The sequence below is a fragment of the Brucella sp. TWI559 genome, from assembly GCF_039674265.1.
In the GTDB taxonomy this organism is placed as follows: domain Bacteria; phylum Pseudomonadota; class Alphaproteobacteria; order Rhizobiales; family Rhizobiaceae; genus Brucella; species Brucella chromiisoli.
This window is the reverse complement of sequence record NZ_JBDJNE010000006.1, coordinates 115,181-141,095: the sequence shown is the minus strand read 5'-3', so window position 1 is coordinate 141,095 and position 25,915 is coordinate 115,181. Positions and strand designations below refer to the sequence as shown.

Here is a 25,915-nt window from a genome sequence, read left to right as displayed (position 1 = left end):
GCATTCAGTGTGAACCCCTGCAAAGAGAATGTATCGCGCGCCCGTTCATCATCACGCACTGGCTACAAGCGAGCATGGCATCGGTCAGCGCATTTTACACCAACTGGACATATCAGCGGCGCATAAAGAAGAGCCGCAGAATTCTCGAAAGCCTGCCCGAGCACATTCGGCACGACATCGGCTGGCCTTGCGTGGATGACCGCCTTCCCGCCCCCGCGAGGAGAGGCCAAATGCAGTAAGGCATATTCGAATTGCGAGTTGGAATTTTCCGCCTTCAATTTAGCGACATATAGGGACCAATATACGGCAGGCATTTAGCCGCACTATTCAACCCGAAAGTTCTATGTCTCAATACGCCTATCCTGTTTGCGCCATGACCTATCCCCTGTAAAATAGGGCAGGAGCAATGGGACTACCGGTCAAAAAGCGACCGGATGACTGGGCCTTCTATAGTCCCGGTGTCATGACGGAGGCACAAAGCCGGAAACTGCGTCGGGAACCGCAGTTCGGGCTTTTGAGAATGGGAACGATCAGGCTATGAATCCAGCTTCATCGATTAAGCGGTCTATTGTTTTTTTTCTTGTCCCTGACTTCTCGATGATCGCATTTGCGACAGCGATAGAGCCACTGCGCATTGCCAATCGAATGCTGGGTTATGAAGCCTATCACTGGCGTTTGACGTCCACCGATGGCAAGCCGGTCAAGGCTTCAAATGGCGTGGAATGCGCGGTCAATGCGTCACTGGAGGATGAACGCCGCTATCTTCAAAGCGAACAACGCCCATCCATGGTCTTTGTCTGCTCAGGCGTCTATGTCGAGGATTTCCGCAACAAATCTGTCTTTGCCTGGCTGCGTGAAGAATATAACCGCGGCGTCGCGGTTGGCGGGCTCTGCACCGGTGCGCATATTCTGGCGGCTGCGGGCCTTCTCTCGGGCAAACGCTGCGCCATTCATTGGGAAAACCTGCCAGGCTTTTCGGAAGCTTTTCCGAAAGCTGAAGTCTATGCCGATCTTTTTGAAGTGGATAGCAATATCTTTACATGCGCAGGCGGGACCGCTTCGCTCGACATGATGCTGAAGCTCATCGGCGATGACTTCGATGATAATCTGGTCAACCGCATTTGCGAACAAGCCCTCACCGACCGGGTACGCAACCCGCACGACCGCCAACGCCTGCCACTTCGCGCCCGCCTTGGCATCCAGAATTCAAAGATTCTGACCATCATCGAAATGATGGAAGCCAACCTTTCCGAACCGGAAGCACTCATTAACGTAGCCCATAATATCGGGCTTTCGCGCCGTCAGGTCGAACGCCTGTTCCGTCAGGAAATGGGCCGTTCTCCGGCACGATATTATCTGGAAATACGCCTCGACCGGGCCCGGCATTTGCTGTTGCAATCCTCCTTGCCGGTGGTTGAAGTTGCCGTCGCCTGCGGGTTCGTTTCCGCGTCGCATTTTTCCAAGTGTTATCGCGAGCTTTATGGTCGCTCACCCCAGCAGGAACGGGCTGACCGGAAAATGCTGATTGCGGCATAATCCCGAGGATCATAACAAAACCCGCGCACTCAGAACGCGGGTTTTTCTTTTAAATCATAGTGATAGCCCTGCGTGATGAATCAAATCATCAACATGGAGCCACGATCTGCCCTTCACGCACCAGCGCCATTTTGCAACGAAGATGTTTCGGTCGTCTCGTGCCGTGATTATGTCGTAGAATGACAATTGTGGGCCGGGCGCAGCCACTATGATTCCATCAAATACAAAATGGGATCGCATGAAATGGCAGAGTTTCCTAAAAAGGCAAAAGTGGTCATTGTCGGGCTTGGTGGAATTGTCGGAGCATCCGTCGTCCACCACCTGATCGAACGAGGATGGGACGACATTGTCGGCATCGACAAATCCGGCATCCCCACGGACATTGGTTCCACCGCACACGCATCTGATTTCTGCTATGCGACAAGCCATGATTTCCTGTCATGCTGGACGACGCTCTATTCCATCGATTTCTATGAGAAAATGGGCCATTACGCCCGCGTCGGCGGTATTGAAGTTGCCCGCGTCGGCGACGATGCCCGAATGGAAGAGCTCAAGCGCAAGGTCGCATCCGGCAAAGCCTTTGGTACGCGGGCTCGCCTGATGGAGCCATCCGAAGTCAAAGAAAAATTTCCACTGATCGAAGAGAGCCTTGTTCAGGGCGGTTTGTGGGACCCGGATGCAGGCCTTGTTATTCCACGCTCGCAAACAGTTGCAGGCAGATTGATTGATCAGGCGGAAAATGCGGGAAAGCTTAAAAGCTTTGCAAACACACCCGCTCAGTCGCTCATCGTTGAAAATGGACGCATCAAGGGCGTTGTCACCCATCGTGGTACAATCGAAGCCGACTATGTGGTGGTTTGCGCCGGTCTCTGGGGCCGGCTGATTGCCGAAATGGTTGGCGAAGACCTGCCCGTCATGCCCATTGATCATCCGTTGACCTTCTTCGGCCCCTATAATGCGTTTGCCGGAACCGGCAAGGAAATTGGCTGGCCACTTTTGCGCGACCAGGGCAATTCGGCCTATATGCGTGACACCGGCGACCCAAAGACTGCCGAAGGTGGTCAAATTGAGTGGGGCTACTACGAGGAAACCAATCCGCGCCTCTGCCACCCGCGTGACCTTCTTGAAAAACATGAAGCCCGTTTGTCGCCATCACAGCGTGATCTCGACATGGAGCAGGTTCTTGAACCACTCGAACGCGCCATCGAACTAACCCCCATTCTCGGCGAGCTGGGCTATAATGAAAGCCATTCCTTCAATGGTTTCCTACAGGTAACAACCGATGGCGGACCTTCAATCGGCGAAAGCCAGAAAGTCCGTGGCCTCTGGTATGCGGTTGCAATCTGGGTCAAGGACGGCCCCGGCATGGGTAAACTCATTGCCGACTGGATGACCGATGGTCGTACAAAAATCGATCATCACGCCATCGACTATTCGCGCTTCTATCCGCACCAGATGACCGAGCAATTCATCTGGGATCGCTGCACCGAAACCGCAATGAAGGTTTACAATCCGGCGGTGCATCCGCGTGAGCCCTTTTCCAAAGGCCGCAATATTCGCCGTTCACCGTTCTATGAACGGGAAAAGGAACTGGGTGGCCACTTCATGGAGCTGGGTGGCTGGGAGCGTGCGCACGGCTATGCAGCCAATGAGCATCTGCTGGAAAAATATGGCGACCGTATTCCGGTGCGGGAAAATGAGTGGGACAACCGCCATTTCTGGCGCGTTTCCAATGCCGAGCACCTGGCATTGAGTGAAGATTGCGGCATCATCAATCTCTCGCATTTTGCGATGTACGACATAGAAGGCCCGGATCATGTCGCGCTGATGGAGTGGCTGTGTGCTGCAAAAATCGGCGGTGACGCCAATATCGGAAAGGGCATTTACACCCACTTTCTCGATGATGAAGGCATGGTGCGCGCCGATTTCACCGTAATGCGCATGGCTGACAGTATGCGTATGATCAACGGCGCCGATGCCGGCCCCCGCGACTTCCATTACATGCGCCGCGTTGCTGAAGATAAGGGTTTTGATGTCACCATCACCGATGTTACAGAAAAATACGCCACCATCGGCATCTGGGGACCAAACGCCCGCGATAATCTCAAGAAGGTTGTCGAAAATCCGGAAGGTCTTGATCTTGAGAACTTTGCCTTCGCCGCCATCAAGCCGATCCGTATTGCGGGCAAGGATGTAACCGCCTTCCGCATTTCCTATGTCGGTGAACAGGGTTGGGAATTGCACATGCGCTATGAAGACGGCCTCGCCATATGGGATGCGCTGCGTTCAACCGGCGCAATTGCGGTTGGTGTTGAAACCTATGCCAATAGCCGCCGGATGGAAAAAAGCCTGCGTCTCCAAAATGCGGATCTGCTCACCGAATATAATCTTCTTGAAGCGGATCTCGCTCGCCCAAAGGTCAAGGAGGCAGACTTCCGCGGCAAGGCAAAGCATCTGGAGTATAAGGCCCGCGATCATCAACCAGCCATGCTCTGCACGCTGGTTATAACAGAAAATGTCGATTCCAAAGGCGTCAAACGCTATCCGGTCGGCATTCTACCGGTCCTTGATCCTGAAACGGGAGAAACGCTGATCGATGAACTCGGTCGCCGGTCCTTCACCTCGTCCATCGCCTACGGCCCGAGCATCGGCAAGAACATCGCGCTTGCTTATCTGCCTTGGTCCTATTGTCAGCAAGGGCGAAAGCTGAATGTCGAATATTTCGGCGAAACGTATCCGGTGGAGGTTGTATCGATTGGCTATAAGCCACTCTACGATCCAGAAAATCTCAAGCCGCGAAGCTGATATAATCATTTAAAAGGTGCAAAAAGCCGGGGCAAACCCCGGCTTTTTATCAACGTAATCTGAACTTATTGAAACGATGCCTTGCCGCCAGAAATAACGATCTTTTCATCGCCCTTCAGCGCCTCACGGTCACCGTTCGGGAAGGTCACAAAGCAACCACCATCGCAAAAATCGACTGTTTCGGCTGGTGCTATCAGCATTTCACGCTTTGACGCGCCTTCAGTGACGACGATGGTCTGAGCGGCGCTATCATTGTTCGATACGGTTGCAGCATAAAGGCCTGGCATGGAAAACGAAAGTGCGAGCACCGCACCAAGCGCAACCTTGCCAGCATAATTGACCTGAGTTCTGTTCATATCGTTTCAGCGCTTCCGCTGCTCCCGCTATAAGCCGAAAATTCGGCCCCCTTGCTCTGAGACAGTTCAACTGCCTCTTTTCATGACCACTTATAAGACTTCAAAGCTGAACTGCAACTGAACGCACCTTCATACCTTGTCGTCATGCTGCGGCTTATCACCCTCGACCGGCTTGTCCTTGCGCAATTTTGCGCCGCGTGATCTGTCCTTCTCGACAATCTCGGAAACTCTTTCGATTTCAGAAACGCCAAGCACCAGATTGGTTGCAGACGACGAAAATGGAATTCCTTCAGCATGAAAACGTTCGACAATCTGGAATCGCAACTCGTTCTTGATGGAACCCGTAGACGTAATATCTGCGACATGCGCATAAACGTCGAAAATCATTAATGAATCCGTCACACTCTGAAAGGCCACAAACGGCTCCGGATTTTTCAAAATGGAGGGATGACCGCGAATAATTTCAGACAGAAGTGCGTGAACACGGCGAGGATCGTCAGTGTAAGCGGCCTGCACATTGATATCAATGCGACCAAGCTTGTTGCGTAGCGTCCAGTTTCCAACATTACCGTTGATGAGCGTAGAGTTTGGAACAACAATCGACTGCTTCTGGAAAGTTTCCACTTCCGTTGCGCGAACGCTGATTTTCTTGACAATACCGCTGACTGTACCCGCCTCGACCCAGTCACCAACCTTAAAAGGGCGCTCTGCAAGAAGAATAAGGCCGGAAACAAAATTCTGCACGATGTTCTGAAGGCCAAAACCGATACCAAGCGAGAGACCGCCGGCGATCAGGGCAAGGCTTGAAAGATTAAAACCCGCAGCCGACACTGCAATCAGCGCCGCCAACACCAACCCGACATATCCGACAACAGTACGGATCGAGTTACGGACACCCGAGTCAACACGTCCACGCGCGAGAACTTTGCTATCCAGCCAGTTCTGAAACCAGTGGGTCATCAGATAGACGATGAAGAACAAGGAAATCCCGGTCAAAATCCCCATAAGTGATATGGAAATGCTGCCAATCTGGAATCCCGTCATCCAATGATAGAACGTGTTCTTAAGCTCGGACCACTGAAATCCGAACTGCATCAACACCAGCGGAATGCCAATCAGCGCCACCGCGAGATTGATGAGGATACCAACAACAAGACCGAGTTGGTCAAGCTTTGCCTCATCAAAATGAAACCGTTCACGCAAAACCCGCCCAATGGGGCTGGATGCGAAAGCCTGCTCTTCGGAAATGGCGCGCCCCGTGAGAAAACCAAGATACATCGTCACAAGAAATGCGCCGGTAACCACAATCTGTTGCGCCATAAACCGGGCCAGGCCGATAAAGCCAAGTCCGGCCGCAACAATTGGTACAAGACCAAGAAGCAACAGAAATATCCTGAATGCTTTAGGCCAGGGACGAACAGCTTCTCCGGGGATCTTCTCAATCGGTTTGAGAAACGCAATAACCAGTATCAATACGCCAATAACAACAGTCGAAAGCAGGCTTTTCGCCATCGTCAGTGACAAGGGTGACGACAGCACCTGATTAACTTTGCTGAAAAATGAATCCAGCCCATTGATCAGTGCTATGCCGGTAATCAGCCAGACCAATGCCCGGCCCGGACGCGGAGCGATAGGCACCAAACGCCATGCAGGCGTATAAGGACTGATACACGCAAATGCCAACCGGCTGATAAAGAAGACAATGCCCAAGACGATAAACAGCGATTGCAGGAGTGCACCAATATCAGGTCTGAGCACATTAAAATAATCGAGACAAAAATAGGTCGTTGCAAGAAAAACAGCGACCGCCCCCGAAGGGATAGCGGTAGACCAGAAGGCAACCGATAAGCGGCTCAGATAAGAAGGGGCTTCATTGTTGACGTCACGTTCATAAAGCGAACCCAGAGCCCGCCGCGCGCCAAGCTGAATAATCAACGCCGCGATGAGCGCAAAGAACGCGGCAGCCAGAAATGAATTCAGCTTGAAGGTAAAAACGAAACGCCACCATGATTTCACGATGCTCCACAGCGAAATCATCTGATTCCCGGCAGCGGAAGACACTTCGGAGCCGAGTGTAAGATCAAGGTTGACACGCTGGGACAATGTTTGCGTGAAAAGATCACGCCGCATATTGCTGATTTTTGCCGACATCTGATTGACGGCCAGCGATGCATCTTCGGTTTCACCGATAACCGCGTTGATTTCGGCCTTTTCTGCAACCAGTCGCGCCCGCTCTTCAGCAACGATTGCAGGCTCTGCCGGTTGATCGCCGGAAGGTGCGGCACCCAGTTGCTCAAGACGTGTGTTGATTTCCGTCAGGCGAGGACGAAAAGCGACACCGGCATCAAGCAACTTCTTCGAAAGCGCATCGAGCTGAAGCTTAAAATTCGCAAGCGATTCATCGTTGGTTGCAGATTTCTGCAACTGATCACTGATCGTCTTCGTCTGCTGTTTCAGATCATTGATAACCGGCTTTTGCTGCTGAACGACACTGGATACAGGTGCGCCACTATCCACCGTAGGGGCGGATGCGGGTGCGGACGATGGTGCCGTTTCGGCCTGCTCCGCTTGCGGCTGTTGCACCTTGCTATCCTGAGCAAGAGCGTTATCGAACGCCCCAAGCAGAAAGGCAACACCAGTCACGGCAAAGGCAAAAGCACGGAACGTCGATAAATATGCCAATTTAGAACTCTGCTGTTTTACAAACACGGGGGAACAAAAAGCGTGCGATCGTTGAAGCGATACTAATGCATAATCCGACCGAAGTGAAACAAGGATCGATAAGATTATGCATCAAATAAAAGGGTTTAGAGCGCCGATTTGATTCAATCCGGCCAAAACGCGCTCTCAAGCATGCATGCCCAAAGTGAGAACCGTTTTGGAACAAAGATATGCAAAAAACAAAAGCCAAACCGTGTCATCTTATCACCATAAAATACGGCGCGGATTGGGCCTTATAAAGGGTATGGCATTGGGTAGAAACAGAAAAGGATTCCAATTTGTGAAACGATGCTGTAGTTGTCTGGGCGAAGTCCCCAAAAGTCGACAGACTTTTCAGGGGTGAGATTTACGGTAAAGCCGCTCCGGCACCAGGTCATTTTTGCGGAAAGACTTAAAGGGAAAGTCCAGGCATTTTGATAAAGGGCATGAAGAACAGGATTGAGCATATTGATCGTTACAAGCAGCATGGCTTCATGCTGTTTGTAACGTGTGTCCTGTCATTTACTGCCTTTATTTTTGCTGTGGACCTCTCAGCGCTCGCCGATGACGCGGGGCAGAATACGCCAAAAAGCATGGCAGCACAGCAGGTTGCAGACGCACCTGCCATACCCACGCGCCAGCAATCGACGCCGGCGCCGCAGCCGATGCGTGCTGTCCTTGCTCAAGCAGCCGCGGCAAAAATTAAAGCAGCCCATTCCAGCGGCAAAAGCGCAGCTCTGGCGGCTCAGCCAAACCAGCTGGCCTTTTTTGACGCAAAACCCGTCGAAGCTGCAAGCGCCTCCAAGTTTTTAAGACTTTCACGAAGCACATATTCCCAAGTGCGCGCGCCACCACAAAGCGCCTGAAAACCATCATGGCGATTGGCAATATCCAATCCTGAATCATTTACGAAGAAATGCGCGCTAGGCTTTTGTATTCTATACGAAATTTACACGTGCTCAATATCTGGAATTTCAACTCATGCGTACTTCTAAATGGGTCGCTGTGCTTTATGGCCTGATCGTTTTGATCGGCGTCATCATCGCCTTGCCCAATTTCTTCACAAAGCCACAACTTGAGGCGTTGCCGTCGTGGTTCCCAAAGCGGCAGGTGACGCTTGGTCTCGATCTGAGTGGTGGCTCCTATCTCGTCCTTGAAGTGGATGCGGCCAGCCTCAAAAAAGATCGTATGCGGGCGCTGCTCGACGATGCACGCAGCAAGCTGCGCGCTGAACGCATTCAACCACAATCGATCCGTGCCGTTGGTGATGCGGTTATTGTCACAATCCCTGATGCCGATCAGCGTGCAAAAGCCGATACAGCGCTTAAAACACTGATTTCACAGGTCAACACCACAGGCTTCGGAACTGCGATCAACGATATTGATGTTACCACCAGTGACAATCAAATCCGCCTGACGCTGACAGAGGCCGGCTTCACCTATCGTCTTGATGCGGCATTGCAGCAGAGCCTTGAAATCATTCGTCAGCGTGTGGATCAGGTCGGTGTTGCCGAACCTTCAATCCAGCGCGTTGGCTCTGACCGTATCGTTGTTCAGCTTCCGGGCCTGCAGGACCCGGCCCATCTTCGTCAGCTTCTTGGAAGCACTGCGAAGATGAGCTTCCATATGGTCGCGGACGTCAATCCGAATGATCCGCCACCACCCGGTGTCACCATTCTGCCGGATTCCAAAGACCCGAACATCAAATACCCGATCGAAGATCAGATCGCACTTTCTGGCGAACGTCTGACCGATGCGCGTGCAGGCTTTGATCCGCGCACCAATGAGCCAATCGTGTCGTTCCGCTTCGACAGCCTTGGCGCACGCCAGTTTGCGGACATCACGACCAAGAATGTGGGCCGTCCATTCGCCATCGTTCTTGACGACAAGGTCCTGACCGCACCGCGTATCAATGAGCCGATCACCGGCGGTTCAGGCCAGATTACCGGCAATTTCACGGTTCAGGACAGTGTCGTTCTGTCGGCGCTGCTGCGTGCAGGTGCTTTGCCTGCTCCGCTGACCGTGATTGAAGAACGCACCGTTGGTCCTGACCTTGGCGGCGACGCCATCAAGATGGGGCTTGTTACGGGCATCATCGGCTTCGTCCTCGTAGCCGTCTTCATTCAGCTCCTCTATGGCGTCTGGGGCACCATCGCCAACGTAGCACTGCTGCTCCATACCTTGTTGACGTTCTCGGCATTGAGCCTGATCGGAGCGACGCTGACACTGCCGGGTATCGCAGGTATCATTCTGGGTATCGGCATAGCGGTCGACGCGAACATTCTGATTAACGAACGCATACGAGAAGAAACACGCAGAGGTCTGGGCGCTATGGCGGCCCTCGACAAGGGCTTCCATGCGGCTTTCTCAACCATTGTGGACGCGAATGTCACCTCGCTGATCTCTACCGTGCTTCTCTTTACATTCGGCACAGGTCCGGTACGCGGTTTCGCGGTTACCATGATGCTGGGTATTGCGATTTCCATGTTCACCGATGTGACGCTCGTTCGCATGGCGATGGCCTGGTACGTTCGCAAACGTAAGCTCAAGACCCTTGTCATCGAACCATTCCTGAAATTCGTTCCTGAAAAGACGAATATCAGCTTCATGAATGCGCGTTTTATCGGTATCGCAGTCTCTATCGTGCTTTCGATTGCTTCCATTGGCCTGTTTTTCAAGCCGGGGCTCAATTACGGCATCGACTTCAAGGGCGGTATTCAGGCCGAAATCGTAACCTCTCAACCAGCCAATCTGGCACAGTTGCGTGAAAAGCTCAGCGCTCTCGGATTGGGCGAAGTTGCCCTTCAGTCTGCGGGAACTCCGAATGATGTCCTGATCCGCATCCAGCGTCAGGATGGTGGCGAAGAAGCGCAAACCGTTGCAGTCAACAAAATGCGCGATGCTGTGATGGAACTGGACCCTGGCACAAAGATCGAACGCAGTGAGGTTGTCGGACCGAAAGTTTCCGGTGAACTGGCACGTTCCGGCTTTATTGCCGTGATCTTGTCAGCGCTTGGAATGCTCGTCTATCTTTGGTGGCGCTTCGAGTGGTTTTTTGCGATGGGTGCGATCATCACGCTTATCCTCGACACCACAAAAATGGTCGGTTTCTTCGCGCTGTTCCAGCTCGATTTCAACCTGACGGCCATTGCAGCGCTTCTGACAGCGATCGGTTACTCGGTAAACGATAAGGTCGTGGTTTATGACCGCATGCGTGAAAACATGCGTCTTTATAAGTCAAAGCCTCTGCGCGAAATCGTTGACATGAGTATCAATCAGGTGCTGGTGCGCTGTGTTTATACCTCGATGACAACATTCCTGTGTATGCTCCCGATGGCAATCTGGGGCGGCAGCGCCGTGCATAATTTTGCCGTGCCTATGCTGTTCGGTATCTTTATTGCGACTTCATCGTCGATCTTCATCGCAGCACCAATCCTGCTGTTGCTCGGCAACTGGTGGCAGCATCGTCAGCACGCCCATCAGGCGATTGAAGACAGCGCCACAGCGCAGAAATAAACAACGTGCCGGGCATGGTCTCAATCATGCCCGGCATCTTGCAAAGCTTAATCACACTGAAACCGCAAAGACATTCCTATGCCCCATGACACGCCTTTGATTGCAGCAATTGTCATCGGGTTATGTCTGGCATTTCTTTTCGGCGCGATTGCCACGCGTCTTAAAATTTCTCCTCTCGTCGGTTATCTGCTGGCCGGTATTATTGCCGGACCCCATACGCCCGGCTTCGTCGTCGATCAGGATCTCATTCTTCAACTGGCCGAAATCGGCGTTATTCTGCTGATGTTCGGCGTGGGCCTGCATTTTTCCCTCAAAGATCTGCTTTCGATAAAGGCCATAGCGGTGCCCGGTGCGCTGGCACAAATCGCGACAGCCGCAGCCCTTGGGACCGCTCTTGGTTTAGCACTTGGCTGGGATGTAAAAGCCGGACTGGTTTTTGGCCTGGCCCTTTCCACTGCCAGCACTGTGGTGCTTTTACGCGCCATGCAGGACATGCGCCTTATCGATACAGACAGGGGCCGCATCGCAGTCGGCTGGCTGATTGTTGAAGACCTCGCCATGGTTCTGGCGCTGGTGCTGCTGCCAGCACTTGCCAGCTTAAGCAGTGAACAAGGTCACGCAGTCGCCAGCGATCCCATCGCCCAATGGCTGGGGCTCGGCATCACCGGCATCATTGTCTTCACCATTGCCAAGGTCGCGGTGTTTGTCGCTCTCATGCTGGTGGTTGGCCGCAAGGTCATTCCATGGCTGCTGAATGTCATTGTGCAGACCGGATCACGCGAATTATTTCGCCTTGGTGTTCTTGCAATAGCCCTCGGCGTTGCTTTTGGTGCGGCACATCTGTTCGGTGTGTCTTTTGCACTTGGCGCATTTTTCGCTGGCATGGTGATGAGCGAATCCGAACTCAGCCATCGCGCTGCCGAAGAATCCCTGCCTTTGCGCGATGCGTTCGCCGTTCTGTTCTTCATTTCAGTGGGTATGCTGTTTGATCCAATGAGCCTCATTCGCGATCCCCTGCCCCTGATCGCGACTCTTGCCATCATTCTGGTGGGTAAATCGGTTGCAGCTTTCTTTATCGTACGCGCGTTTCGCCGGCCAATCGGAACCGCCTTGACCATTTCTGCAAGCCTCGCCCAGATCGGTGAATTTTCTTTCATTCTGGCCGGATTGGGTGTCAGCCTCAATCTGCTGCCGCCCGATGCCCGTGACCTGATCCTTGCCGGTGCAATGCTTTCGATCTTTCTCAACCCATTGATGTTCATTGCTGCGGAGCGTATGCGGCCATGGCTTGAAAAGCGGCTGGGTGGAGAAATAGCTCATGACGAAAGCGTCCCATCCAGCGGCGATACGGATCGCTCCGAACCCCGGCCAATAAGCCCCCTCAAAGGGCATACGATCATCGTCGGCTATGGCCAGATCGGCAAACACATCGCTTCAAGTTTACAGGAAAGGCAGATACCTTTCCTCGTTGTCGAAAATTCGCCCAAGATTTATTACAAATTGAAAGAAATCGGCATTGAAGCTATTGCGGGAAATGCCTCGGATGCTGAAATATGGGAAACGACGAATCCGGAATTCGCTCAACATATTGTCATTGCAATAGCCAATGCCTTTGAGGCAGGACGCATAACAAGTCTTGCCCGATCCGCGAATCCCGGCATCCGTATCATTGTGCACGTCTGCTCACCAGCAGAAGCGAAATATCTGGAGGACCTGGGTGCAGATGAGGTTATTCTAGGGGCTGCAGAAATTGCCAGCGCCATGGAACGCGCGATAAGCAGCGAGGCCAGCGCCACGCAGAAGCAATCGGTTAGGACACAGTCCGACGCCACGACAGGTTTGAATGGGAATGCACCGGAACTGTCCTGAAAGGTACAACCGATGCGCCAAAAGGGGATGACATGCGAAATAAAGGTGCGGTGGCCAATTAATGAAGTTTAAGGATTATATCTGGCCAATAATAGGCATTTGTGCAGTCGCTATTTCAGCATGGCTTCTCTATCGTGAATTGCGCAGTATCTCGCTTGATGACGTTCTGGACAGCCTTTACGCGATCCGCGCTCACCATTGGCTTCTTGCAGCCGCCGCAGCACTCCTCGCCTATAGCTCGCTCGCTGGCTATGACCGCATCGCACTTCTTCATCTGCACAGAAAAATATCCTGGCTCTTCATCGCGCTGTGCTCGTTCACAACTTACGCCTTATCGCACAATATCGGAGCCTCCGTTGTGTCTGGCGCTGTCGTGCGCTACCGCGCCTATTCCTCGCAGGGCATGCCCGGCAGTGAAATCGCCGTCCTCATCGCTTTCTGCTCTTTCACATTCGTGCTGGGCGTCATCATCACATCAAGCATCGTGCTTCTGCTCGAACCGCATATTCTCATGCGTTTCAACGAAGACCTGACGCCGACCGTTTCCACCATCATTGCTTTGCTGATGCTGGCATTCGTGTTGCTCTATATTTTTGGTAGCTGGCTCCAGCTTCGCCCATTGCAGATCGGTAAATTCCGTCTGGAATATCCGCGCCTTCCCGTGGTCACACAGCAGCTTATAGTGGCGCCACTCGAACTCATCGGCGCTGCAGGCATCATCTATTTTGCACTCCCAGAAGCGGGCAATCCCGGCTTTCTGATCATCCTTGGCATCTTTCTGGTATCGTTCTCGGCGGCGCTTATTTCGCATGCACCCGGTGGGCTTGGTGTGCTGGAACTGGTGTTTCTCACCGGCTTGCCGGACATGAATCAGGCTGATGTTCTCGCCGCACTGATTGTTTTCCGTCTCCTCTATCTGCTGATCCCTTTTGCCATCTCGCTCTTTGTGGTTCTGATTTTCGAAAAATCACAATTCGTATTGCGGTGGAACGAAAAGCAGAAGAAGTGAGACAGCGAGGCGGGTATAATTTTTACATATCCGCCTCAAATTGAATTCATTTTTCTTAAAAATAGGCATAATCACCCCTATCTTGGAAATTGCTTCGCATAACCTCCCAATGCAAAAGCAGAAACAGCCTTATCCCAAGGCACTTCCAAGAGGAACTTACGCATGCCTGCGACATTGATCATCCCCGGTTACAAGGGATCGGAAGCAGGCCACTGGCAGCGCCAATGGTTGCATGACGATCCGTCAGCAGTGCTTGTCGAACAGGACGACTGGCACTATCCGGTGCTATCCGACTGGATGCACGCGCTCGAAGCCAAACTCGCCGAGAATCCCGGTGCGGTTCTGGTTGCCCATAGTTTAGGTTGCATTCTTGTTTCGCATCTCGCAAGCCGTCCGGCTGCATCTCACGTTGCTGGCGCACTTTTAGTCGCCCCGGCAGACGTTGAAACCATGTCCCGCCGCGACAGCCGCTTTGAAAGCTTTGCGCCGCTGCCGCGTCATGAACTGACTTTCCCGTCCATCGTCGTTGCCAGCCGCACTGACGACTATATGAGCTTTGCCAAGGCGGAAGCCATCGCCAATGTCTGGGGTGCAGGCTTTGTCGACATGGGTGACGCCGGACATATCAATGTGGAAAGCGGCTTCAGCCGCTGGCCGGAAGGCGCGATCCTCGCCTCGTCCCTGCATCGGGAACCCATAACACACACGCTCTCCCAAGCAGCGTGACCGCAAACCGCCCGCTTTTTTATAAGTCGGGCGGTTTCTTTTAACTATGCTGTCTGCGTTCCAGCCAGACTTTAAGAACGAGCGTCAACAACGCAATGCCCGCCAATGTCGAAGCCGCAGCAAAAGCCCCGGCAACATTATAATCGTTGAACAGAAGTTCAACCTGCAAAGGCAGCGTATTCGTCTTACCGCGAATGGCACCCGATACAACGGACACAGCGCCGAATTCACCCATCACGCGTGCATTGCAAAGGACTGCGCCATAAAGCAGCGCCCATTTGATATTGGGAAGCGTGACATAAAAAAATGTCTGCCACGCATTGGCTCCAAGCGTCAGAGCCGCTTCTTCCTCATCACTGCCCTGCACTTGCATCAATGGAATGAGTTCGCGCGCCACAAAGGGCGATGTCACAAACAGGCTTACCAGAAAGATGGCTGGAACGGTGAACATGATCTTGATGTCATACGTTTCAAGCAGCGGCCCGAGCAGCCCTTGCGAGCCATACAAAAACAGATAGGTCACACCCGCAACGATAGGCGACACGGAAAACGGGATCTCGACGAAGGTAATCAGCAGCCTGCGCCCGGGAAAGCGGAATTTCGTGACCAGCCATGCAACACAAATGCCGAATGCCATATTGATCGGCACAACGACAATTGCGGTCAAGACCGTCAACCACACTGCATGCAGCGTATCAGGCTTGAGGATTTCTCCAAAGAAGACATCCACGCCCTTGCTGAAAGCATAGGAGAAGATGACGGCCAGCGGCGCGCCAATGCAAATTGCCGACAGAATTGCAGCAAGCCCGATCAACAGGCTGCGCACAGGACCGGGCGCATTGCGCGCCTGTAAACTCGCACTACCGCTCTGCATAACGAAGCTGCCTTGCCTGAATGAGGTTGGTTATGAGCAGCATGAAAAACGCCATCACCAGCATAACAAAAGCAAGTGCGGCGGCTGCCGGATAGTCATATTCATCCAGCCTGATAAAAACGAGAAGCGACGTCACTTCCGTTTCAAAAGGCAGATTGCCGGAAATGAAGACGATAGAGCCAAATTCTCCAAGACTACGCGCAAAGGACAATGATGCGCCGGCCAGAAAAGCGGGAAAGATCGTCGGCCAGATAATAAGCGAAAAAATCTGCCAGGGTGTAGCGCCAAGACTGCGCGCGGCCTCCTCCACATCCGCACTCATCTCCTCAAGCACCGGCTGCACCGTACGAATGACAAACGGAATACTAGTAAAAAACATGGCAATCATGATACCAAGCGGCGCGTAAGCAACTTTAATACCGATGGGTTCGAGAAAACGTCCAAACCAGCCATTTGGGGCAAACAATGTCACCAGTGCCAGACCGGCAATCGCCGTTGGCAGCGCAAAAGGCAAATCAACTGCCGCATCAATCAACCGCTTACCCGGAAACTGATAACGCGACAAAACCCACGCCAGCAGCAAGCCGAAAAGACCATTCAACACGGTGGCCACCGCTGCGGCACTGATTGTGATGCGAAACGTCGCCAGCGCACGATCGGAGGTAACAATTCTCCAGAAATCGCTCCAGCCGAGGCTGGCAGTTTTCAGAATCATAGCCAGAAGCGGCAAAGCGACAATGACCGCCAGATACAGCAAAGCGCAGCCGAGGGTCAGCCCGAACCCCGGCAGCACCGAATTGCGTTTCATGCTCAGAAGCGACACTGGATTTTCCAAATGAAAGGCGAGAGCTGACTGCTCTCGCCGGATAATTGTTTTTACTTGGCAGTAAAGAGCTTATCGAGCACACCACCTTCGGCGAAATGATCTTTCTGAACCTTCTCCCAACCGCCAAAAGCATCTTCAACCGTTACAAGACGCACATCTGGATAAATATCCTTGTGCTTTGCAATCACGTCCTTGTCATGCACACGATTAAAGTTCTGCGCAAGAATTTCCTGCCCTTCCGGCGAGTAAAGGTAGTTCAGATACGCTTCGGCAATCTTGCGTGAACCGCGCTTATCGACGACCTTATCAATCACTGTCACCGGAAACTCAGCAAGCAGGCTGACTTCTGGCACAACCACATCATATTTATCTGCACCCAGAACCTTCTCAGTGCCGCGGGTTTCCGCTTCAAACGTCACCAGAACATCGCCAATGCCGCGTTCGGCAAAGGTCGTCGTTGCACCACGACCGCCCGTATCAAACACTGGAACATTCTTGAAGATTTTACCGATGAATGCGTGAACCTTTTCCTGATCACCCTTGAACGCTTCATTGGCATAGGCGGTGGCTGCGAGATAAGTGTAGCGCGCATTGCCGGAGGTCTTAGGGTTAGGGAAGACTACCTTCACATCGTCGCGAGCCAGATCATCCCAGTTCTTGATGCCCTTTGGATTGCCTTCACGCACCAGAAACGCCGGGAATGAATAATAAGGCGAGGAATTATTCGGCAAACGCTTCTGCCAGTCAGCGGGGATCAAACCACCCTTGTCATGGAGAACCTGCACATCGGTCACCTGATTAAAGGTCGCAACGTCCGCTTCAAGGCCTTCCAGAATGGAGCGTGCCTGCTTGGATGAACCGGCATGAGACTGATTAACGGTGAGATCTTCCCCCGTCTTGGTTTTCCAGTCAGCCACAAAGGCCTTGTTTACCTGCTCATAAAGCTCGCGCGCAATGTCATAAGAAACATTGAGAATATCATGAGGCTGCTCTTGTGCCTGAACCGGGGCAGCGCCCAAACCAAGCGCAACCGCCGCATATAGAATAATTTTCTTCATAATCCGCACCCTTCTCCCTTTGCGCACACAAAGGACCCATAACTCGGTCTTTATTGGGAAATAAATCTACATGGAGAAGAGCAATAAGCAACCTAAATCATTGATTTAAATATATAAACTACTTTTAAAACCATTCTTGGAAATCTTGCCTCTATGCAAAAAACGCATGAGAAAAATTTTCCATAAAAGCAACAAGAGGCGAAACAAAAATAGAGAAGCCGGAAGCTTTCGCCTCCGGCCTTCGAAATTTTTTCTTGGTTGAGAGTGCATCTGAGCCAAGGACTGTTTCACACTTTTCGGGATCTGCTCTCAATCTCACCAAAAACCGCGATGCTGCCAGCACCACAGAAAACTTTGCTCCCCGCGGTCAAGGCGATGGCGACGGCGTTCAGCAATTTCCTCAGCATTCAACTTCATCTTACCCCAGGGCTGTGCGAGACCCGCCGCCACGCCCAGCACAGCATTTTCTAAGCTTTGAGCCAGCAAGTTTAATTTGCGCTTCATAAAATCCTCCAGTTCGCGCCCATTTCGCGAGCAGCTATTCAAAGCAGCGACTTGGAGCTTACGTCCTATCCGAACGAAGCGAAGATCTGATTCAATCAGATCAAATCGCGCTCAAGCCGCAACAATGAACAATGTGTTAATTTTGAAGGCTTGTGCATTAAAGTCAATATCATACTGATTTTATCGGAGTTTACAGAACGAAATATTTTGCGAGCATCGCGAGGATGCCCGCAAAATTATTCCGGCTTACAGCGTATAATCGTCAACCGGCCTGATCCGTACTTTCTCGATGTGCCGCCCCGTCATGGCTTCAATAGAGAACTCATATCCATCTGCCACAAAATGTTCACCGCCAAGCGGCAAATGACCAAGGTGCCAGAGAATATAGCCGGCAAGCGTGGTGTAACGATCGCTGTCATCAACGAGATCACGCTGAAGTATGCTGCTAAGGCGGCGAATATCGGTAAAGCCATCAACAAGATAGCCGCCCATTCCGTCCGATTCCGCCACCGCGGCTTCCTCGTCCTCATCAGGGAATTCACCCGCAATGGCTTCTAGCACATCGGTTGGTGTCACCACGCCTTCGAACGAACCGTGCTCGTCGACCACCACGGCCAACTGGACCGGCGAAACACGAAGCTGCTCCATAACCCGAAGCACATTGGCATTTTCATGCACAACAAGCGGCTGCTTGACCACATTGTCCCAATTGATTGGCTTGCGATCACTCATGTCGAGCAGCAAATCTTTCACCAGCACCACACCAACAAATTCATCGACCTGTCGGCGCGCCACCACAACACGCGAATGCGAAAGTCCACGGATCGCCTGATGCAGTTCATTTTCGTCTTCATCCAGATCAAGCCATTCGACTTCATTGCGCGGCGACATGATCGAGCGCACAGGACGATCAGCAAGATCGAGAACACCACGGATCATTTCCTTCTCTTCGGGCAGGAAAACGTCACTGGCAGCCGTTTGCTGGGCGATGACATCGACCGTATCCGAGAGCGGATTGTCATCGCGCTGACCCCCGAGCAGACGAAGCACAGCACCAGCGGTTCTCTCGCGCAAATCGTTGGTTGTCACCAGCTTCTCGCGGTTCTTGCGTGCCATCTGGTTGGCGGCCTCAATCAGCACCGAGAAGCCAATAGCGGCATAGAGATAGCCCTTTGGAATATGGAAGCCAAAACCTTCGACAACGAGGCTGAAACCGATCATCATCAAAAAGCCGAGACAGAGGATGACAACGGTCGGATGCTTGTTAACGAAATCCATAAGCGGCCGCGAAGCCAGCATCATCACACCAATAGCGATAACAACGGCAATCATCATCACCGGCAAATGCTGCACCATACCAACAGCAGTGATCACGCTATCAAGCGAGAAGACGGCATCAAGCACGACGATCTGAACGATAACCTGCCAGAAGATCGCATGCGCAACACGCGTGTTCTTCGGACCATGCGCGCCCTCAAGCCGCTCATGCAGTTCCATTGTGCCCTTGGCGAGCAGGAAAAGACCACCAATAAGCATGATAATATCGCGACCGGAGAAAGAAAGCTCCATTACGGTAATCAATGGCTCGCGCAGCGTCACGATCCAGGAAATGGATGCAAGCAGCACAAGGCGCATCACAAGCGCCAGCGTGAGGCCGACGATACGCGCACGATTGCGCTGATGCGGCGGAAGTTTATCGGCCAGAATTGCGATAAAGACGAGATTGTCGATGCCAAGAACAATTTCAAGCACCACCAATGTCACCAGACCTATCCAGGCATTGGGGTCGGCAATCCAGTCCATGGACCAGTCCATGATGTGTCGGCTCCTATAAAATCAACGAAAAGAAAAAAGAGAAAAAACGCCGCATGCATTTCCCTTCCGAACCGCTGAAAAGCAGAACGGTATAAGGAGATTGCAAACGGCGTGAATAAGTTCAAAGCCTTTTAGGTCCGATGCTCCCGGAATGGGAGCGGGACTTCGTGAAGACGAATCGTCAGGACTGTCGCCGGGCATAAAGCGCGATGAACCTTTTAAAAAGACATGAACCGGACACGTTGCGTGCCCCTCAATGCCATGTTGTCATTTGAACGTATGAGCGCTGTATTATGCAGACACAAAGCGCGCACGCAAGACCATATCTATTCAGCAGGAGAAACCTGCACGCCACGCTTACGTTCACGGCGTGGACGCGCCTTGAAGAATCGCATCCCGATCACCGTCGCGACAATCGTAACGGCGGTGATGCCAATAACGAACCAGAACATATGGTCACGGTCCATTTTGGCAAAAATTCCCATTCCACGACCAGCCAGCCAGCCCGGCAGGAACATGAGCGGAGCCCAAACCATCGCAGAAAGCACATTCGCCGTCTGAAAACGTTTCTGATCCATCGACATCATGCCCGCCACCATCGGAACGGTACAACGCACGGGGCCAAAGAAGCGCCCAAGGAACACGGCAGAGAAACCATAGCGGCGGAACAGCAAACGCGCACGCGCAACACCGCTGCGGTGTTTATTCAATGGCCACTTATGAATAACACTGCGACCAAGCCACCAGCCAAGAAAATAGGAAACAATATCACCAATTACGGCACCGATGATTGCACCGATGATGATTGGCCAGGGTTCGACGATACCAGCGCCAACCAGACCGCCAATCGCGAGCATGATTGGCGTGGCCGGAATGAACATTCCAATAATAGCGAGAGACTCGCCGAAGGCTATCACGCCCACGATCGGACCCGCCCATACCCGATGATCGGAAATGAACTGTCCGAGATCGCTAATTATGCTTTCCATTCCGTCCTCAAAATGCCGCGAACCGGATTTTGAAGCACGCCCCGATCTTGGGGCCACTTCGAGTTTTCTGAAACGAGGATAACCCGGTGCATGAACCCCTCGCCTGCCTGCGCGTCACAAACGCTTTCGGCATTTTGCTCAATGATAAAAATCATATCAGTCAATCAAGTCTTTTATATCCTTAAGCATCCAGACAAGCATCAAAAATTGATGACATACGTGCGACATTTGCAGCGAAAATCATGCCTGTTCTGCTTTTGAATAGCCAGATTGAGCCTTGTGGATATGGAAACTCCGCAGCGACGTTACAACGCCCGATCAAAAAAATGTTTCAAAACAGAATCATAACCAAATTGATTCCGCATAAAAGTCCGCTTTCAGCAATCAAAGCGATTGTTTATCATCTATACGCGAAATACGTGTAAGCCTAACCGATCACAAAACCGCGCATTTCCGGGCTTTCTAAAACCAAACCAATTTTTTTTCGATTTTTTTCGATTGAAGGCTAGACACAGACAAAAGCGGCCTTTATAGAACCGCTCACCTCACCGGGGCCGCTGCCTCGGAGAAGCGAGTGGGTGATTAGCTCAGTTGGTAGAGCAGCTGACTCTTAATCAGCGGGTCGTAGGTTCGATCCCTACATCACCCACCATTTTCTCCTCTTCTTTCAAAGAGTTACCGCTGATTACTTAAGTCACGAAAGTGTCTGAAGGTCATACTGTCGGAGCGCTACTCCCCTTTATATTTCTCATTCTATATTCGTTATCCAGCGCCCCCTGAACCACGACCTCAGCCAGCCCTGCTTCCACAGCCATGGCAACAAGATCGCCAGAAATTCGAGTTGATGGTTGAAACACGTCATTACCCAAAGCTCGCATGGAACCAGATCTGCCCGCAATCTTTTGCTTCCAATGAACAATTATAGGGCATGCACCTTTCGGCGCGATGCTATCAAGGAATACAGACGCGCCGGACACGAGCAGTCGTATCGACACTTTTCAACGCCTCACGCAATCCGCCAGCGAACAGTCCGCTGTGGTCGAAAGGTGGATTACAACAATTAGCCAGCTCGCCACCAAACGTATAAATTGAGCATTTCAAATAATTCAAAAATAATAAAACGTACTTACTTAAAACATAAACTTATCGCCCCCCATTTCACTCTGGCAAGACTTATGTTTTAAAACTGCACGTCCACTGTTTTCATCCCAAAAATGCGCTTTAGCGCCACACAAGCAGAGTCCACATGGAGCAGCAAAACTCAGCCCCTTGCGATGATCGGCATCCGAACCAGCCGGCCAGTTTTCTGCGCGTTTTGGGGCCGGGACTGGTAACAGGGGCAGCAGATGATGACCCAAGCGGGATCGCAACCTATAGCCAGGTAGGGGCACAGTTTGGCTATTCACTCGGATGGACCATGTTGTTCAGCTATCCTTTAATGGTTGCAATGCAAGGTGTGAGTGCAGGTATTGGCGTTGTCACCGGACAAGGCGTTGCGCAAAACTTGCGCCGACATTATTCGCCCTGGCTATTACGTGGCGCAGTTATGTTATTGTTCGTCGCAAATTTCATCAACATTGGGGTGGACCTTGCAGCGATGGGAGCCGCTGTCCGGCTGTTTGCCGATGGCCCCGAGATCCTCTACACTTTGGCTTTCGCAATTCTATGTGTAACGCTCGAAGTATTTGTGAGTTACAGGCACTACGCGTCCGTTCTCAAGTGGCTGACGCTATCACTGTTTACATACGCCGCTGTCGTAATGACGGTGAATGTACCGTGGACCACTGCCCTTCAAGGTGTACTCATTCCCCGATTTGTTTTCGACAAGGAGCATGCGATGGCTCTTGTCGCGATATTTGGTACAACGATCAGCCCTTACCTGTTTTTCTGGCAGGCGGGGGAAGAAGTTGAGGAATTGCATCGCAGACATGTCCGGCGGTTGATTGTTTCTCCCGACACTGCTCGCACCGAACTTACCAGAATCAAAACCGACACTTTGATCGGAATGGCGATCTCCAATATCGTTGCGTTACTCATTATTGTAGCCACGGCATCCACACTCAATGCCAGCGGTATCACCAAGATAGAAACGTCTGCCCAAGCTGCGGAGGCCCTGCGACCCATCGCGGGAGAGCTCGCATTTGTCGCCTTCGCGATTGGTATTATCGGCACCGGATTGCTCGCAGTTCCCGTACTGGCTGGCTCCGCCGCCTATGCCGTTGCGGAGATGTTTCGATGGCCGGAGGGGCTGGATCGTCGGCCTCGCGAGGCAAAGGCATTTTACAGCACGATCGCGGTTGCAACGATCGGCGGTGTCGTTCTCAGTTTTAGTGCAATCGATCCGATACGCGCTTTATATTGGGCTGCATTTATCAACGGAGTACTGGCTACGCCACTGATGATAATTCTGCTGGCAATGGCTACCAACCGACGCATTATGGGACGGCTGACAGCCCCCTTATGGATGGTTAGTCTGGGATGGCTGGCGGTTGTGGTTATGTCATTGGCGACAATCGGATTTCTGCTGCTATGATCCGGCTTACCATTTCTGTCTTGAAGACGGCCGGTTTTTCATTGAGCAGGCACAAATTGCCACAACCGTGGGGCAGCCGCGAATAGGTGTTCATTCCGGCGTCGCCTGCCCCACCATGAAAAACTGCCAGTTCCAGAGTTAGCCGATACCAGTCCAGTTACGATATAGGATATATGCGGCGACGATGAAGATTACCGCGGCGAATATGCGATTCAAGATGTTCCTGTATGCACTCAATCGCGTGGCAAGCATCATCCCAAACACCCCTCCTATAACGCCACCTCCAATAAACTCGGCGGCAAGCCACCAGTCCACCAGACCGGAACTGGCATAGTTCAAAGCCGTGGCCAGTCCGAAAGCACCTACCGAGAGAAGCGATGTTCCGATTGCATTGATCATCGGCATACCCGTTGCCAGCATCAGACCGGGCACAATCAAAAAGCCGCCGCCGATACCAAAGAAGCCGGATGCCGCACCGGAAGCGAGCGCTATGGCTGCCGTGACGAGGCACATTCTTAAGTCTATCGGACGGCTTTCAACGTTTGCTTTCTTTTTGGGCTTCAGCATGAATAGCCCAACAACGATCATGAGGATGCCGAACAGAAAGATCAGACGATCGCCATCCAGCGCCTTGCCAAGGCTGGAACCTATCAGTGCACCGATGACGCCGAGCATGGAAAAGACGAGGCCGCAACGCCACCAGACATGCCCTTTTAACGCATGGCTCACAAAATTCGCGAATGCGTTGACGGAGACAGCAAGGGCACCGGTGCCAATGGCCACATGCGGCTGGCTTACACCAACAACATACAGGAGCAACGGCGTTGCAAGGATAGAGCCGCCGCCACCGAGCAACCCCAACATGAAGCCGACAACGCCACCGGAGCCTACTGCCGCAAAGATAGAATTACTCAACATATGCGCTCCCGATTCTGTCACGCATGATCAGGTCTGCTTTTTCTTGTCTGCGCAGAAGATTTCAAAAAGGGAGACGACCAATTGCGCTGCCTTTTCTTCTGTGAGCCGATAGCTTCCCGGATATTGCGGTGATCGACATTTTTTCTACAATATATCATTATATAAAATATAATAATTTATAATATTGGACTTTTCAACCCCACCCTAAAAGATTGTTCCATGCCCTTCCCCGAAACGTTATCGAGAAGAATGAGGCGCTAGGTCATGATAAAGAATTAACTATTTGATTCAAACAACGATAACAGCGAGTCTGTCACGCAGAAGCGTCTATATCATAACCCCTGCCTGCCAACACAGCATTGGCCTCAATACCGCCCGCCGATAAGCGCGTGAGCGAAGGCAACATCATTACACTGGCCGGAACCTGCGATCAGGCGGATGGGAAGGCCTGGCGCTTCGGTGGTGAGACGTAGGTTTTGGTGCTCAAGCCTCCGCGAGACCGCCCCAGACCCCGCGCATCCGTCCCCGACTTTTGATCTTGCATGAGCCGCCGCGTGCAGGTGAGTGCACACGATAGTGCTACTGATCATCGGCCATTCATTCCAGATCGGTTTCTTGGGCAAGGGCTGAGAGCATATTGTCCAGAACAACCATCTAAATCCAGCGATAATAGCGCCGCTTTGCCGAACGCTATCCTCACCCAAACACGCCATCCCATAAAGAGCGTCTAGAAACGTCCGATTGTCAGTGCGGGAGCCACGCCTACCTTTTGTTCTGCCCGGCACAAAACCTTTGATCCGGTCCCATTGGGCACCACGATGCACGCAATTCCATCTTTAAAATGTAAACCAAAATAGAAGCAGCCGCGCGTAAATAGACATGGCGAAAACTGCGCTGTGGTATTATGAGTGCCGCATGACATCCAAAAGCCTCGGCTACACATTCACGCTTCTCGCGGTCACCATCTTTGCGACGCAGGATGGTATCTCGAAATATCTTGGAACACACTACTCGCCCATTTTCATAACGATGGTGCGGTATTGGGTGTTTGCGGCTTTTGTGATTCTGATTGCTATGCGCTCCGGAGGCATCGCGCGCGCGACATCAACCAGACACCCATTCCTGCAAATCCTTCGTGGGGTTTTGCTCGCGGCCGAAATTGTTATCCTTGTCTATGGCCTCAGCCGCGTCGGCATGGCCATGACGCAGTCCATCTTTCAGGCAGCCCCTCTGTTAATCACAATGCTCTCTGTGCCGCTGCTTGGTGAAAAGGTTGGCTGGCGCCGCTGGGTCGCCATCTTCGTCGGCCTCTTTGGCGTTATGCTGATTATCGACCCGACCCATGTCGAGTTTGGGTGGGAACTCATGCTCCCGATAACCGCTACGATCATGTTTGCGTTTTATGCCATCGCGACGCGTGCCGTAAGCAAAACGGACAGCTCGATGACCAGCTTCTTTTACACAGGCGTAGGCGGAGCGACTGTTCTGACCATGGTCGGTATCTTTCATATGGAGCCGCTTGCACCGCACGACTGGCCATGGATGGCTGCCCTCTGCGCCTGCGGTATGGCGAGCCATTACTGCCTCATTCGCGCCTATGACATTCTGGAAGCGGTTGAAGTACAACCGCTCACCTATTTGCAGCTCGTTATAGGTGCTTTGATTGCTGTCGTCGTCTTTCATGAGAAGCTGAGCTGGAACATCATCGTAGGCGCGAGCATCGTCGTGGCAGCAGGCCTCTTTTCCATGTTCAGGGAAAGACTGCGTTCAAAGCGAGCATCATAACATTACGAATTATTAATTGGCCTGTTCACATCCAGTTCACCTAATATACCTCACATTACTCACACGCCAATCAATGGTGTTAAGTATAGAGTAATG

17 protein-coding genes, 1 tRNA gene and 2 pseudogenes are annotated in these 25,915 nt (G+C 52.2%); 10 read left to right on the top strand and 10 right to left on the bottom strand.

Features of this window, described 5'->3' with window-relative positions; genetic code table 11:
- Positions 1-537: 537 nt before the first annotated feature.
- Positions 538-1,536: a GlxA family transcriptional regulator gene (locus tag ABE530_RS10050; protein WP_265985336.1), complete on the top strand. Its 999-nt coding sequence runs from the start codon at positions 538-540 to the stop codon at positions 1,534-1,536.
- A gap of 243 nt (positions 1,537-1,779) precedes the next feature.
- Positions 1,780-4,341 (top strand): GcvT family protein, encoded by a 2,562-nt coding sequence (locus ABE530_RS10045; protein WP_499694412.1) that lies wholly within the window; start codon positions 1,780-1,782, stop codon positions 4,339-4,341.
- A 65-nt stretch (positions 4,342-4,406) separates the two neighbouring features.
- On the opposite strand, the gene ABE530_RS10040 is transcribed toward ABE530_RS10045, so the two are convergent.
- Both ABE530_RS10040 and ABE530_RS10035 read right to left on the bottom strand, forming a co-directional pair.
- Positions 4,407-4,697 carry a hypothetical protein gene (locus tag ABE530_RS10040; RefSeq protein ID WP_265985338.1) on the bottom strand — a complete coding sequence of 97 codons (291 nt, stop codon included), beginning with the start codon at positions 4,695-4,697 and terminating at the stop codon, positions 4,407-4,409.
- Between the two features lie 129 nt (positions 4,698-4,826).
- Positions 4,827-7,379, bottom strand: coding sequence for a mechanosensitive ion channel domain-containing protein (locus ABE530_RS10035; protein WP_499694411.1), 2,553 nt, complete (start codon positions 7,377-7,379; stop codon positions 4,827-4,829).
- Between the two features lie 464 nt (positions 7,380-7,843).
- On the opposite strand from ABE530_RS10035, the gene ABE530_RS10030 reads away from it, so the two are divergent.
- The 5 genes and pseudogenes from ABE530_RS10030 (at position 7,844) to ABE530_RS10010 (ending at position 14,517) form a co-directional block, all read left to right on the top strand.
- A complete protein-coding gene (locus ABE530_RS10030; RefSeq protein ID WP_265985340.1) occupies positions 7,844-8,263 on the top strand; it encodes a hypothetical protein in 420 nt (139 codons plus the stop codon).
- Between the two features lie 115 nt (positions 8,264-8,378).
- Positions 8,379-10,913 carry a protein translocase subunit SecD gene (gene secD / locus ABE530_RS10025; protein ID WP_265985341.1) on the top strand — a complete coding sequence of 845 codons (2,535 nt, stop codon included), beginning with the start codon at positions 8,379-8,381 and terminating at the stop codon, positions 10,911-10,913.
- Positions 10,914-10,991: 78 nt separating this feature from the next.
- A pseudogene (locus tag ABE530_RS10020) lies at positions 10,992-12,753 on the top strand (cation:proton antiporter domain-containing protein); the annotation flags it as partial.
- Between the two features lie 90 nt (positions 12,754-12,843).
- Positions 12,844-13,791 (top strand): lysylphosphatidylglycerol synthase domain-containing protein, encoded by a 948-nt coding sequence (locus ABE530_RS10015; protein ID WP_499694410.1) that lies wholly within the window; start codon positions 12,844-12,846, stop codon positions 13,789-13,791.
- Between the two features lie 162 nt (positions 13,792-13,953).
- Complete coding sequence (locus tag ABE530_RS10010) at positions 13,954-14,517, top strand: alpha/beta hydrolase (RefSeq protein WP_499694409.1); 564 nt, start codon at positions 13,954-13,956, stop codon at positions 14,515-14,517.
- A gap of 40 nt (positions 14,518-14,557) precedes the next feature.
- Here the strand turns inward: ABE530_RS10010 and cysW are convergent, their stop codons facing one another.
- From cysW to ABE530_RS09980, 6 genes are all read right to left on the bottom strand, one after another.
- Positions 14,558-15,391, bottom strand: a complete 834-nt coding sequence (gene cysW / locus ABE530_RS10005; RefSeq protein WP_265985346.1) for a sulfate ABC transporter permease subunit CysW — start codon at positions 15,389-15,391, stop codon at positions 14,558-14,560.
- Complete coding sequence (gene cysT, locus ABE530_RS10000) at positions 15,378-16,199, bottom strand: sulfate ABC transporter permease subunit CysT (protein WP_499694462.1); 822 nt, start codon at positions 16,197-16,199, stop codon at positions 15,378-15,380. The genes cysW and cysT overlap by 14 nt, the downstream gene beginning before the upstream one ends.
- Before the next feature lie 68 nt (positions 16,200-16,267).
- Complete coding sequence (cysP, locus tag ABE530_RS09995) at positions 16,268-17,275, bottom strand: thiosulfate ABC transporter substrate-binding protein CysP (RefSeq protein WP_265985348.1); 1,008 nt, start codon at positions 17,273-17,275, stop codon at positions 16,268-16,270.
- Positions 17,276-17,590: 315 nt separating this feature from the next.
- Positions 17,591-17,779, bottom strand: a complete 189-nt coding sequence (locus tag ABE530_RS09990) for a hypothetical protein (protein WP_265985350.1) — start codon at positions 17,777-17,779, stop codon at positions 17,591-17,593.
- A 246-nt stretch (positions 17,780-18,025) separates the two neighbouring features.
- Positions 18,026-19,594: a TerC family protein gene (locus tag ABE530_RS09985; protein ID WP_499694408.1), complete on the bottom strand. Its 1,569-nt coding sequence runs from the start codon at positions 19,592-19,594 to the stop codon at positions 18,026-18,028.
- Between the two features lie 326 nt (positions 19,595-19,920).
- Positions 19,921-20,583 carry a DedA family protein gene (locus tag ABE530_RS09980; protein ID WP_265985352.1) on the bottom strand — a complete coding sequence of 221 codons (663 nt, stop codon included), beginning with the start codon at positions 20,581-20,583 and terminating at the stop codon, positions 19,921-19,923.
- Between the two features lie 576 nt (positions 20,584-21,159).
- On the opposite strand from ABE530_RS09980, the gene ABE530_RS09975 reads away from it, so the two are divergent.
- Positions 21,160-21,235, top strand: a tRNA-Lys gene (locus ABE530_RS09975).
- Between the two features lie 594 nt (positions 21,236-21,829).
- On the top strand, positions 21,830-23,116 hold the full coding sequence (locus ABE530_RS09970) for an NRAMP family divalent metal transporter (protein WP_265985353.1): 1,287 nt from the start codon (positions 21,830-21,832) through the stop codon (positions 23,114-23,116).
- Between the two features lie 138 nt (positions 23,117-23,254).
- On the opposite strand, the gene ABE530_RS09965 is transcribed toward ABE530_RS09970, so the two are convergent.
- Together ABE530_RS09965 and ABE530_RS09960 are read right to left on the bottom strand one after the other, a co-directional pair.
- Complete coding sequence (locus tag ABE530_RS09965; protein ID WP_265985354.1) at positions 23,255-24,034, bottom strand: sulfite exporter TauE/SafE family protein; 780 nt, start codon at positions 24,032-24,034, stop codon at positions 23,255-23,257.
- Between the two features lie 331 nt (positions 24,035-24,365).
- Positions 24,366-24,858: pseudogene (locus ABE530_RS09960) on the bottom strand (transposase family protein); the annotation flags it as partial.
- 91 nt (positions 24,859-24,949) lie between these two features.
- Between ABE530_RS09960 and ABE530_RS09955 the strand changes: the two are divergent.
- The gene (locus tag ABE530_RS09955; protein ID WP_499694407.1) at positions 24,950-25,819 is read left to right on the top strand and encodes a DMT family transporter; all 870 of its coding nucleotides are present in this window, start codon (positions 24,950-24,952) and stop codon (positions 25,817-25,819) included.
- Positions 25,820-25,915: the final 96 nt, after the last annotated feature.

What these genes read in the sequence shown, in the direction of transcription:
- ABE530_RS10050 (WP_265985336.1), top strand. Translation starts at nt 538, where the DNA reads ATGAATCCAGCTTCATCGATTAAGCGGTCTATTGTTTTTTTTCTTGTC.
- ABE530_RS10045 (WP_499694412.1), top strand. Translation starts at nt 1,780, where the DNA reads ATGGCAGAGTTTCCTAAAAAGGCAAAAGTGGTCATTGTCGGGCTTGGT.
- ABE530_RS10040 (WP_265985338.1), bottom strand. Translation starts at nt 4,697, where the DNA reads ATGAACAGAACTCAGGTCAATTATGCTGGCAAGGTTGCGCTTGGTGCG.
- ABE530_RS10030 (WP_265985340.1), top strand. Translation starts at nt 7,844, where the DNA reads ATGAAGAACAGGATTGAGCATATTGATCGTTACAAGCAGCATGGCTTC.
- secD (WP_265985341.1), top strand. Translation starts at nt 8,379, where the DNA reads ATGCGTACTTCTAAATGGGTCGCTGTGCTTTATGGCCTGATCGTTTTG.
- ABE530_RS10015 (WP_499694410.1), top strand. Translation starts at nt 12,844, where the DNA reads ATGAAGTTTAAGGATTATATCTGGCCAATAATAGGCATTTGTGCAGTC.
- ABE530_RS10010 (WP_499694409.1), top strand. Translation starts at nt 13,954, where the DNA reads ATGCCTGCGACATTGATCATCCCCGGTTACAAGGGATCGGAAGCAGGC.
- cysW (WP_265985346.1), bottom strand. Translation starts at nt 15,391, where the DNA reads ATGCAGAGCGGTAGTGCGAGTTTACAGGCGCGCAATGCGCCCGGTCCT.
- cysT (WP_499694462.1), bottom strand. Translation starts at nt 16,199, where the DNA reads ATGAAACGCAATTCGGTGCTGCCGGGGTTCGGGCTGACCCTCGGCTGC.
- cysP (WP_265985348.1), bottom strand. Translation starts at nt 17,275, where the DNA reads ATGAAGAAAATTATTCTATATGCGGCGGTTGCGCTTGGTTTGGGCGCT.
- ABE530_RS09990 (WP_265985350.1), bottom strand. Translation starts at nt 17,779, where the DNA reads ATGAAGCGCAAATTAAACTTGCTGGCTCAAAGCTTAGAAAATGCTGTG.
- ABE530_RS09985 (WP_499694408.1), bottom strand. Translation starts at nt 19,594, where the DNA reads ATGGACTGGTCCATGGACTGGATTGCCGACCCCAATGCCTGGATAGGT.
- ABE530_RS09980 (WP_265985352.1), bottom strand. Translation starts at nt 20,583, where the DNA reads ATGGAAAGCATAATTAGCGATCTCGGACAGTTCATTTCCGATCATCGG.
- ABE530_RS09970 (WP_265985353.1), top strand. Translation starts at nt 21,830, where the DNA reads ATGGAGCAGCAAAACTCAGCCCCTTGCGATGATCGGCATCCGAACCAG.
- ABE530_RS09965 (WP_265985354.1), bottom strand. Translation starts at nt 24,034, where the DNA reads ATGTTGAGTAATTCTATCTTTGCGGCAGTAGGCTCCGGTGGCGTTGTC.
- ABE530_RS09955 (WP_499694407.1), top strand. Translation starts at nt 24,950, where the DNA reads ATGACATCCAAAAGCCTCGGCTACACATTCACGCTTCTCGCGGTCACC.